The sequence below is a fragment of the Brevundimonas sp. genome (assembly GCF_023259385.1).
In the GTDB taxonomy this organism is placed as follows: domain Bacteria; phylum Pseudomonadota; class Alphaproteobacteria; order Caulobacterales; family Caulobacteraceae; genus Brevundimonas.
Genome location: NZ_JAHFPF010000138.1, coordinates 1 through 9,294 on the forward strand (window position 1 = coordinate 1; position 9,294 = coordinate 9,294).

Here is a 9,294-nt window from a genome sequence, read left to right on the forward strand (position 1 = left end):
GCCCTGCTGGGCGTGGCGGGCTACTACGCCTTCCTGACCGCCGGGCTCGGGCTTGAGAACACCAGCCGCGAGGTCATCGACGGCCTGGTCGCGCTGGGCTTCGGCGCCTCGCTGATCTCCATCTTCGCGCGCCTGGGCGGCGGCATCTTCACCAAGGGCGCCGACGTCGGCGGCGACATGGTGGGCAAGGTCGAGGCCGGCATCCCCGAGGACGACCCCCGCAACGCCGCCACCATCGCCGACAACGTGGGCGACAACGTCGGCGACTGCGCCGGCATGGCCGCCGACCTGTTCGAGACCTACGCCGTCTCGACCGTGGCGACGATGGTGCTGGCCGCCATCTTCTTCCGCGGCACGGAGTATGTCGGCGCGATGATGCTGCTGCCGCTGGCCATCTGCGCCATCTGCATCGTCACCTCGATCATCGGCAGCTTCTTCGTCCGCCTGGGCAAGAGCCAGAACATCATGGGCGCCCTCTATCAGGGCCTCATCGTCACCGGCGTCCTGTCGATCGGCGCGGTCTGGTGGATCATCGACCAGGTGGCTCCGGCCACGGTCACCACCTCGGGCGGGCTGGTCATCACCTCGATGCAGCTGTTCTGGTCCGGCGTGGTCGGCCTGGTCGTCACCGCCGCCATCGTGGTCATCACCGAATACTACACCGGCTCCAACTTCCGTCCGGTCCGTTCGGTGGCCAACGCCTCCGTCTCGGGCCACGGCACCAATGTGATCCAGGGCCTGGCCGTTTCGCTGGAGGCCACCGCGCTTCCGGCCCTGGCCATCATCGTCGGCATCGTCGTCAGCTTCCAGCTGGCGGGCCTGTTCGGCATCGCCATCGCCACCACGACCATGCTGGGCGTGGCGGGGATGATCGTCGCGCTGGACGCCTTCGGTCCGGTCACCGACAACGCCGGCGGCATCGCCGAGATGGCGGGCCTTCCGCCGGAAGTGCGCCACTCGACCGACGCCCTGGACGCGGTGGGCAACACCACCAAGGCCGTGACCAAGGGCTACGCCATCGGTTCGGCCGGCCTGGGCGCCCTGGTGCTGTTCGCCGCCTATACCGAGGACCTGAAATACTTCGCCGAGACCGCCCTGCCGGGCAGCTTCTTCGAAGGCCTCGGGACGGTCGCCTTCGACCTGACCAACCCCTACGTCGTGGTCGGCCTGCTGTTCGGGGGGCTGCTGCCCTTCCTGTTCGGCGGCATGTCGATGACCGCCGTGGGCCGGGCGGCCGAATCGGTCGTCGCCGAGGTGCGCCGTCAGTTCCGCGAGAACCCGGGCATCATGACCGGCGAGGTGAAGCCCGAATACGGCAAGGCGGTCGACATCCTGACCTCGGCGGCGATCAAGGAGATGATCGTGCCGTCGCTGCTGCCGGTGCTGTCGCCGATCGTGCTGTTCGTCGTCGTGCTGTTCATCCAGCCGGAGAAGGCCAACGCCTTCGCCGCCCTGGGCGCCATGCTGATGGGCGTCATCGTAACCGGCCTGTTCGTGGCCATCTCGATGACCTCGGGCGGCGGCGCCTGGGACAACGCCAAGAAGGTCATCGAAGAGGGCTTCACCGACAAGAACGGCGTGGTCCACGGCAAGGGGTCGGAGGCTCACAAGGCCGCCGTCACCGGCGACACGGTGGGCGATCCCTACAAGGACACCTCCGGTCCGGCGGTGAACCCGATGATCAAGATCACCAACATCGTCGCCCTGCTTCTGCTGGCGGTGCTGGCGAGCGGCAAGATCGGCTGATCGGTCTGGGGTTGGCGCCGGCGACGGCGCCAACCCTTAGCCGGCGGCGGCGGGCAAGTGGTTAGTGGCTAGTGATTAGTGGTTCGATGCCGCCGGCAGGAGGCCCTCGACGGTCGGGGCCTGGACCGGCCCAGCCACTAATCACTAGCCACTAATCACTAGCTTGGCGCCACAACGAGAAACGCCCCGGAGAGCCATCTCCGGGGCGTTTCGTTGAACAGATGGAGCCGAAACCCTAGTCCGGGCGGCGCTGGCCGGGGGCGTCTTCCTCGGTGCGAGGCAGCTGGCCGCGGGCGACGTTGCCCAGCAGCTGCTCCAGGATGGTCAGCTGGCGGCCGCGGGTCGGCGTCTCGCGACCGTTCATCGAGATGCGCTCGCCGTCGTCGAGGCCCAGGGTGCGCACGCCCGCGACCTGGCCGCCGGCGTTGAAGGTGATCTCGGTCACGCTGCGCTGGGTCACCTGCGGGCGGTTGTAGGTGTATTTCTCGGTCGTCTGGCTGACGTAGTACCAGATCGTGTCGCTCTCGAAGGCCGAGGTCGTCGACGGCGAGCCCAGCTTGGTCAGCACCGTCTGGCGCGTGTCCGTGCCGGCGACGATGTCGGTGGGCTTGGCGTCGATGGCCTGGAAGCCGTTCTGGCCCACGACGGGGGCGCAGGCCGTGGTCAGCGCGGCGAGCGACAGAGCCGCGATCAGGAGTTTCGTACGGAGCATTTGCGGCGCCTGCGACAGAACAAGGTCTTTGACCTAACCGGACCCGAGCCTTAGTTCAACGGCGCGGCGGAAAAGGGGCCGTGAAACATGCTGCAGAATCTCTTCCGAACCCTCCGCCGCGAACGCTTCGGCGACGGGCTTTATGAAATCGCCGTCCGTCAGGCCCGCGACCCGCGCTTCTACACCGCGCTGGGCGTCGCGGACCGCATCGACGCGCGGTTCGAGCTGTACACCCTGCACGTCCTGCTGCTGACCATGCGGCTGAAGGACGAGGGGACCGAGCGCGGCGGCGACGCCGGCCAGCAGCTGTTCGACAGCTATGTGTCGGCGCTGGACCACACCCTGCGGGAGCTGGGCGTCGGCGACATCTCGGTCGGCAAGAAGATGCGCAAGCTGGGCGAGTCGCTCTACGGGCGCATGACCACCTATGAGCAGCCGCTGCGGGACGGGGACGCCGATATGCTGGCGGCCGGCCTGGCGCGCAATGTGCTGGAAAGCGAGACGCCCGCCGACGGGGCGGCCCTGGCGGCCTATGCCCTGTCCAGCCGCGCCCGGCTGGCGGCCCAGCCGTTCGACGACGTTCTGAAAGCCCCCGCGTGGGCGGAGGTGAAGGCATGAGCACTCCCCAGCTGCCCTACAGCGAGCCTGTCCGCCTGCACCAGATCGGGTCCGGCGTGAAACGCACCCTGACGCCCGACGCCGCCGCCCGCGCCCGAATCGCCCGGGCGCTGGACCTGGCGTCGCTGGACGCGGTCGAGGCCGAGGTGAACCTGGTCCCCACCGCCGCGGGCTGGACCCTGTCCGGCCGCGTCCGGGCGGAGCTCGCCCAGACCTGCGGAATCACCCTGGAGCCGCTGCCGCTGACGATCGACGAGGCCTTCTCGGTCCAGCTGGCCGAGCCGGTGGACGAGGAATCCGACGAGATCATCATCACGCTGGAGGACGAATCGCCCGACGTGGTCGAGGACGGCCAGATCGATCTTGGCCAGTACGTCGTGGAGCAGCTGGCCCTGCATCTGGACCCATTCCCCCGCAAGCCGGGCGCGGAGTTCGTCCAGCCGCCGGAACCCACCGAAATCTCGCCTTTCGCGGTCCTGAAGCAACTTCGGCCCTCCGACGAAGGTTGACGCCGGGTCCACCTGGTTGCATCCCCCTTGTGCGGCGTTATCGTCGCCGCCTGACCAGCGCCGCTAACGTCGGCGCGACGGAGTCGAAACGGCTTGCCATCCCCCATTCTGATCTCGCTTGACGCCATGGGCGGGGATCACGGCCCGCCGGTCGTGGTCGGCGGCATATGCGACTACCGCACGCGGCACGGCGGCGAGGGCGTGCGCTTCCTGCTGAACGGCGACGAGGCCGCGATCCGCGCCGAAATGGCCCGCTGCGGCCTGGGCGACGACATCTGCGACGTCCGCCACACAGACAAGGTCGTGGCCATGGACGAGAAGCCCGCCACGGCGATGCGCCGCGGCAAGGGCTCCAGCCTGTGGAACGCCATCGAGGCGGTGAAGACCGGGGAGGCCGCCGCGATCGTCTCGGCCGGCAACACCGGCGCCCTGATGGCCATCTCCAAACTGATCCTGCGCATGTCCGCGCCGGGCCTTGAACGTCCCGCCATCGTCGCCGGCTGGCCGACCTTCCGGGGCGTCACCGCCGTGCTGGACGTCGGCGCCAACGTCGAGAGCGACGCAGCCCAGCTGGTCGAGTTCGCCATCATGGGCGAGGCCTTCATGACCGCCGTGCACGGGGTCGCCAGCCCTACCGTCGGCATTCTGAACGTCGGGTCCGAGGACATGAAGGGCCACGAGGAGGTCCGCGAGGCCGCGCGCCTGCTGCGCGAGGGCGGCTTCGGTCTGGCCTATCACGGCTTCGTCGAGGGCGACGACATCGCCAAGGGCACGGTCGATGTGGTCGTCACCGACGGCTTCACCGGCAACATCGCCCTGAAGACCGCCGAGGGCGTGGCCAAATTCATCGGCGCCCTGACCCGCGAGGCCCTGACCTCCAGCCTGATGGCCAAGGCCGGGGCGGCGCTGGCCTATCCGGCGCTGAAGAAGATGAGCGCCAAGATCGATCCCAACGCCATCAACGGCGGCCCGCTGCTGGGCCTGAACGGCATTGTGGTGAAGAGCCACGGCGGCGCGACCGCGGGCGGCTTCGGCGCCGCGATCCGCATCGCTGTCGATCTGGCGCGCAGTGACTATATGACCAAGGTCGGGGCCAGTCTGCAGAAGCTGACCGCCGTACTGGAACAGCCGCCCGCGCAGCCTTCGGACGCGGCCATGGAGACTACCAAGTGAGCGTCATGCGAAGCGCCGTGACCGGCGTCGGTTCGTATCTTCCGGAACAGATCGTCACCAACGCCGATCTGGCCGCCATCGTGGACACCTCGGACGAGTGGATCCAGGAGCGGACCGGCATCAAGCAGCGGCACAAGGCGCGCGATGATGAGCCCACCAGCGATCTGGCGGTCGAGGCCGCCCGTCGCGCCCTGATCGATGCGGGCAAGACGGCCGCGGACGTGGACCTGATCGTGGTGGCGACCACCACCCCGGACATGACCTTCCCGGCCACGGCCTCGATCGTGCAGCGCAAGCTGGGCGCGCCCGTCGGCATCGCCTTCGACGTCCAGGCCGTGTGCTCGGGCTTCGTCTATGCGCTCAGCGTCGCCGACGGCTTCGTGGCCCGGGGCCTGGCCAAATGCGCCCTGGTGATCGGCGCCGAGGAGATGACCCGCCTGCTGGACTGGAACGACCGGTCCACCTGCGTGCTGTTCGGCGACGGCGCCGGCGCCGTGGTGGTCGAGCCGCGCGAAGGGCAGGGGACCAAGGCCGATCAGGGCCTGCTGGGCTTCGCCCTGCGCTGCGACGGCTCCAAGACCGACCTGCTGTATGTGGACGGCGGCCCGGCCACGACCGGCTCGGTCGGGCATCTGCGCATGGCGGGCAATCAGGTGTTCCGCCACGCGGTCATCAATATCGCGGAGGCCATCACCGCCGCCTGCGAAGCCTCAGGCATCGAGGTGCCCGAGGTCGACTGGTTCGTGCCGCACCAGGCCAACCAGCGCATCATCCGCGGCGTCGGCGACCGGCTGGGCCTGGACGAGGAGAAGGTCATCTCGACCGTCGCCACCCACGCCAACACCTCGGCCGCCTCCATCCCCCTGGCGCTGGACGCCGCCATCAAGGACGGGCGCATCAAGCGCGGCGATCTGGTGGTCATGGAGGCCATGGGCGGAGGCCTGACCTGGGGCGCCTGCGCGATTCGTCTGTAAAGCGCATTTCGCCTTTTCATTTCAGGGCGCTTGCCCTTTTATGCGACCCACTGACGATTGAGGGGAGTGACCGGTGACGCAGACCCTGACGCGGGCCGATCTTTGCGAGGCTGTCCACGAGGAAGTGGGCCTTTCGCGGCAGGAATGCTCCCAGATGGTCGAGCGCACCCTCGAACTGATCGTCGAGTCGCTGGAGCGCGGCGAGACCGTCAAGCTGTCGGGCTTCGGCGTCTTCCAGGTTCGCGAGAAGCGCGCCCGCATGGGCCGCAATCCCAAGACCGGCGAACCGGCGGCGATCAACCCGCGCCGGGTGATCAGCTTCCGCGCCTCGCAGATCATGAAGGGCCGGGTGCACGACGCTGTCGTGACCGCCTGATCTGACGCATGGCCAAGAGCCCTCAAGCGTTCCGGACGATCTCGGAGGCCGCCGACGAGGTCGGCGCGCCCCAGCACGTCCTGCGCTTCTGGGAGACCAAATTCACCTTCGTCGCGCCGTTGAAGCGCGCGGGCGGCCGCCGGTTCTACCGGCCGCAGGACATCGTGCTGCTGAAGGCCGTCAAGCGGCTGCTGCATGACGAGGGCCTGACCATCAAGGGGGTGCAGCGCCTGTTCCGCGAACAGGGCCTCAAGCGCATCGCCGCCTGGGGCGACCCCGAAGGCCTGGTGGCGTTCGAGCCCGAGGGCGCGACGCCGGAGCCCGCGCCCGCGCCGGCGCCCGCCGCCGTATCGTCGGTCCGGCTGCGTCAGGTTCTGGCGGAACTGGAAGGCGCGCGCGCTCGTCTGGAAGCCGCCCTGTCGCGATCCGCCTGAAGACCTCTTTTTTGGGTTTGCGCGCGGCGCGACCCCGTCTATAGGGAGCGCCTCTCGGAGCGTGGCGCAGCCTGGTAGCGCACTTGACTGGGGGTCAAGGGGTCGCAGGTTCGAATCCTGTCGCTCCGACCATTTTCGAAAGAAAATCGGTTGGTTGAAGGGGTCGTCTTCGGACGGCCCCTTCGCAATTCCGGCCTGCGTCAGTCCTTGCCGCTCTCGGCCCATTTGAACAGCGGATACAGCGGCACGCCCCAGCCGATGCCGCCGACGGCGAAGAACAGCAGGTCCAGCAGCATGTTGGGGCCGAACAGGCCGCGCAGGGCGATGACGCCCCAGATCCACACGACCAGGAAGACCAGCACGGCGATCATGGCGATGAAGCGCCGGGTGCGGCCGCCCATCAGCGCTTGCTGCGGAACAGGAAGAAGGCGGCCAGGGCGACGGCCGAGGCGATCATCGACCACAGGACCCAGCCCCACTGGTCCATGGTCGAGACGGCGAAGACGCGGACGGCCAGGAAGGCGCCCGCGATCGCGCCGACGCCCGAGACCAGCCCGGTCGCGAACAGGCCGCGGCGGCCAGTGAGCAGATCGGCCAGCCAGGCCAGCACGAAGGCGCCGAGAACGGCGGTGACGATGTCGGCGTACTGCAAACGGCCTCTCCAGCATGCGGCGACAGGGCGCCGAAAAGCGACTCGATCTCGCCCTCATGCGCGGGCATACCGCACAGGTCCGGGCGCGGCGAGTAGCGCGCGAGCGGCAGTGTAACGGGCGGAACGGCAGGCGTCGAATGAAGCGTTTGGGCGGTGGCGATCAAAGCCGGTCGGTGGCGATCTGGCTGTGGGCGGTGGCGGCGTTGGTCTTCGTCATGGTCGTGGTGGGCGGCGTGACCCGCCTGACCGGCTCGGGCCTGTCGATCACCGAGTGGAAGCCGATCATGGGCGCCCTGCCGCCGATGAACCACGCCCAGTGGATGGACGCCTTTGAGAAGTACAAGGCCATCCCGCAATACCAGCAGATCAACGCCGGGATGAGCCTGGCCGAGTTCCAGGGCATTTTCTTCTGGGAGTGGCTGCACCGCCTGCTGGGCCGTCTGATCGGGGTGGCCTTCGCCGTGCCGTTCGCGGTCCTGCTGCTGATGCGCAAGGTGCAGCGCCGGCTGATCTCGCGCTGCGTGGTCCTGCTGGGGCTGGGCGGGCTGCAGGGGCTGATCGGCTGGTGGATGGTGACCAGCGGCCTGAGCGAGCGGGTCGACGTGGCCCCCGAGCGCCTGGCGACCCACCTGGGCCTCGCCCTCATCATCTTCATGGGCCTGATCTGGACCGGGCTGGAGGCCTGGAACGGCGAGGAGCGTTCGCGCTCGCCGGGAGGCTGGAGCCGCGGCGCGGCCATTCTGCTCGGCGCGGTCTTCATCCAGTGCCTGCTGGGCGGGCTGGTGGCCGGGGCCAAGGCGGGGTTCGTCTACACCGACTGGCCGCTGATGAACGGCGCGGTCTTCCCGCCGGTCGAGTGGGGCAAGGGGGCGCTGGCCTTCCTGCACGACCAGGCGCTGGTCCAGTTCAATCACCGCATCTGGGCCTACGGCCTGCTGATCGGCGGCACGGTCTATGCGGTGCAGGCGTGGCGCTGGCGGCTGGCCGAGGGGCTGGGCGCGAGCGGCTTTGTCGTCGCCGCCGCCCTGTGGCTGCAGGCCCTGCTGGGCGTCGTCACCCTGATGCACGCCGTGCCCCTGTGGCTGGGCGCCCTGCATCAGGCGGGGGCGGCGCTGGTGCTGGCGACGGCGACCGTGAACCTGTGGCTGGTCCGCCGGTCGCAGCCGCGGCTGTTCGTGTCGGGTCCGAGGTCGCGCGGGCTGTTCTGACTACGCCCGCACCGTATCCCAGGGCCCCGTGATCGCCAGGGTCACGCCCGGGTACTGGATGTTGACGAACAGCACCTCGCCGTCCGGCGAGAAGACGCAGCCGCAGAGCTCTGAGTTGCCCTGGAAGACATTGCGGCCCAGCGTGTAGAGCTTGCCGTCCGGGGTCACGCCCTTCAGGTGGTTGCGGATCGCCGCGGAATAGTTGTCCTCGCACACGATCAGGTGGCCCCAGGGCGCGACCGTCAGGTTGTCGGCCATGTTCATGGCCTTTTCGTCCAGGCTCTCGACAAACAGCTGGATGCGGCCGGGGCGGGCGCGTTCGCCGTCCTGTCCCTCGTCGGGCGAGGGGACGTAGCGCAGGATCTGGCCGCGCTCGATCGGGCCGCCCGAGGTGGCGGTCAGATACAGTTCGTTGTCGCCCCAGTGGATGCCTTCGCCGCGCGCCACCAGCGCCGCGCCGTCGGCGTGGCCGCGCTTGCGCAAGTCGCCGTTGGGGCTTTCGACGTCGTCCAGATCGATCCAGTCGACCTCTTTCCAGTCTCCGACTCTCCAGAAGCGCGCGCCGTCGTGGTTGGCGGTGTCCGCGCCCGGGGCGCCGCGCACGACCATGGCCTGCAGCCGCCCGCCATCGACCAGCTTGCCCGGGGTGGTCGGGATGAAGCGGTAGAAGAGGCCGTCGCCCTGGTCCTCGGTCTGGTACAGGATGCCAGTGCGGGGATCGACGCAGACCGCCTCGTGGTCGAAGCGGCCCATGGCCTTCAGCGGCACGGCCTGGACCAGGCCGTCGGCGTCGGCGGGCACCTCGAAGATGTAGCCGTGCGCCTTCATCACGTCGGCGGTGGCGGGCGTCTCCTCGGTCTCCTCGCAGGTCAGCCAGCTGCCCCAGGGGGTC

The 9,294-nt window shown here is 68.9% G+C and carries 12 protein-coding genes and 1 tRNA gene; 9 read left to right on the forward strand and 4 right to left on the reverse strand.

Translation table 11 applies throughout. The features are described 5' to 3' along the window. Nucleotides 1–1,746: sodium-translocating pyrophosphatase (locus Q0C81_RS11425; RefSeq protein WP_291837728.1), on the forward strand; the 1,746-nt coding region annotated here is incomplete at its 5' end. Between the two features lie 235 nt (nt 1,747–1,981). Here Q0C81_RS11425 and bamE read toward each other — a convergent pair. Beyond that, nucleotides 1,982–2,458 carry an outer membrane protein assembly factor BamE gene (bamE, locus tag Q0C81_RS11430; RefSeq protein WP_291837731.1) on the reverse strand — a complete coding sequence of 159 codons (477 nt, stop codon included), beginning with the start codon at nt 2,456–2,458 and terminating at the stop codon, nt 1,982–1,984. Between the two features lie 87 nt (nt 2,459–2,545). Between bamE and Q0C81_RS11435 the strand changes: the two genes are divergently transcribed. From Q0C81_RS11435 to Q0C81_RS11465, 7 genes are all read left to right on the forward strand, one after another. Further along, on the forward strand, nt 2,546–3,076 hold the full coding sequence (locus Q0C81_RS11435) for a ubiquinol-cytochrome C chaperone family protein (protein WP_291837734.1): 531 nt from the start codon (nt 2,546–2,548) through the stop codon (nt 3,074–3,076). Next, nucleotides 3,073–3,585, forward strand: a complete 513-nt coding sequence (locus Q0C81_RS11440; RefSeq protein ID WP_291837737.1) for a DUF177 domain-containing protein — start codon at nt 3,073–3,075, stop codon at nt 3,583–3,585. The genes Q0C81_RS11435 and Q0C81_RS11440 overlap by 4 nt, the downstream gene beginning before the upstream one ends. A 93-nt stretch (nt 3,586–3,678) precedes the next feature. Then, complete coding sequence (gene plsX / locus Q0C81_RS11445) at nt 3,679–4,758, forward strand: phosphate acyltransferase PlsX (protein ID WP_291837740.1); 1,080 nt, start codon at nt 3,679–3,681, stop codon at nt 4,756–4,758. Continuing rightward, nucleotides 4,755–5,732: a beta-ketoacyl-ACP synthase III gene (locus Q0C81_RS11450; protein WP_291837743.1), complete on the forward strand. Its 978-nt coding sequence runs from the start codon at nt 4,755–4,757 to the stop codon at nt 5,730–5,732. Before plsX ends, Q0C81_RS11450 begins: the two co-directional genes overlap by 4 nt. Nucleotides 5,733–5,805: 73 nt before the next feature. Continuing rightward, nucleotides 5,806–6,108 (forward strand): integration host factor subunit alpha, encoded by a 303-nt coding sequence (locus tag Q0C81_RS11455; RefSeq protein ID WP_291837746.1) that lies wholly within the window; start codon nt 5,806–5,808, stop codon nt 6,106–6,108. Nucleotides 6,109–6,116: 8 nt separating this feature from the next. Beyond that, nucleotides 6,117–6,542, forward strand: a complete 426-nt coding sequence (locus Q0C81_RS11460; RefSeq protein WP_291837748.1) for a MerR family transcriptional regulator — start codon at nt 6,117–6,119, stop codon at nt 6,540–6,542. Between the two features lie 55 nt (nt 6,543–6,597). Further along, nucleotides 6,598–6,674 (forward strand) — tRNA-Pro (locus Q0C81_RS11465). Between the two features lie 68 nt (nt 6,675–6,742). On the opposite strand, the gene Q0C81_RS11470 is transcribed toward Q0C81_RS11465, so the two are convergent. Both Q0C81_RS11470 and Q0C81_RS11475 read right to left on the reverse strand, forming a co-directional pair. Further along, complete coding sequence (locus Q0C81_RS11470; protein ID WP_291837750.1) at nt 6,743–6,943, reverse strand: DUF2842 domain-containing protein; 201 nt, start codon at nt 6,941–6,943, stop codon at nt 6,743–6,745. Continuing rightward, nucleotides 6,943–7,194: a transglycosylase gene (locus tag Q0C81_RS11475; RefSeq protein ID WP_291837753.1), complete on the reverse strand. Its 252-nt coding sequence runs from the start codon at nt 7,192–7,194 to the stop codon at nt 6,943–6,945. Before Q0C81_RS11475 ends, Q0C81_RS11470 begins: the two co-directional genes overlap by 1 nt. Before the next feature lie 137 nt (nt 7,195–7,331). Between Q0C81_RS11475 and Q0C81_RS11480 the strand changes: the two genes are divergently transcribed. Next, nucleotides 7,332–8,402, forward strand: coding sequence for a COX15/CtaA family protein (locus tag Q0C81_RS11480; RefSeq protein WP_291837756.1), 1,071 nt, complete (start codon nt 7,332–7,334; stop codon nt 8,400–8,402). Here Q0C81_RS11480 and Q0C81_RS11485 read toward each other — a convergent pair. Continuing rightward, a partial coding sequence (locus Q0C81_RS11485) for an alkaline phosphatase PhoX (protein WP_291837759.1) occupies nt 8,403–9,294 on the reverse strand: 892 nt, incomplete at its 5' end.